Source organism: Falsiroseomonas oryzae (genome assembly GCF_027856955.1).
In the GTDB taxonomy this organism is placed as follows: domain Bacteria; phylum Pseudomonadota; class Alphaproteobacteria; order Acetobacterales; family Acetobacteraceae; genus Falsiroseomonas; species Falsiroseomonas oryzae.
This window is the reverse complement of sequence record NZ_JAPSMD010001015.1, coordinates 1-550: the sequence shown is the minus strand read 5'-3', so window position 1 is coordinate 550 and position 550 is coordinate 1. Positions and strand designations below refer to the sequence as shown.

At 77.5% G+C, this 550-nt stretch carries 1 protein-coding gene; it reads right to left on the bottom strand.

Annotated features, from left to right (window positions below):
* A partial coding sequence (locus OZN99_RS33260; protein ID WP_270939429.1) for a ketoreductase domain-containing protein occupies positions 1–550 on the bottom strand: 550 nt, incomplete at both ends.

The window sequence follows — 550 nt, the reverse complement described above, 5'->3', positions numbered from 1 at the left end:
GACGCCGAGGCGGCGATGCAGCGCCGCGGCCTTGGTCGCCTCCGCCGCCAGCATGCCGACATCGGCGATCGGCCCCCACGCCACCGCGAGCGCCGGGCGCCCCGCCGCGCGGCGCCGCCGTGCCAGCGCCTCGAGCGCGGCGTTGGCGGCGACGTAGTTGGCCTGGCCGGGATTGCCGAAGGCGGTGGTGGCGGAGCCGAACAGCAGGAACAGCGCCAGCGGATCCTCCGCGGTCAGCCGGTCCAGGTTCTCGGCCGCGTCCAGCTTGGGCGCCAGCACGCGGCGGAAGCGCGCGGCATCCATCGAGATCGCGGCGCCGTCGTCCAGCACGCCGGCCGCATGCACCACGCCGCCGATCGGACGCACCGTCCGGATCTTCCCGAGCGTCGCCGCCAGCGCCTCGGCATCGGCCACGTCGCAGGCATGGATCGCCGCCTGGGCGCCGAGCGCGGCCAGGTCGCGCAGCGCCACCGCGTCCTCCTCCGCGCCGCGCCTGCCCAGCAGCGCGAGGTGGCGCACGCCCTGGCGCGCCAGCCACTTCGCGCAGGCG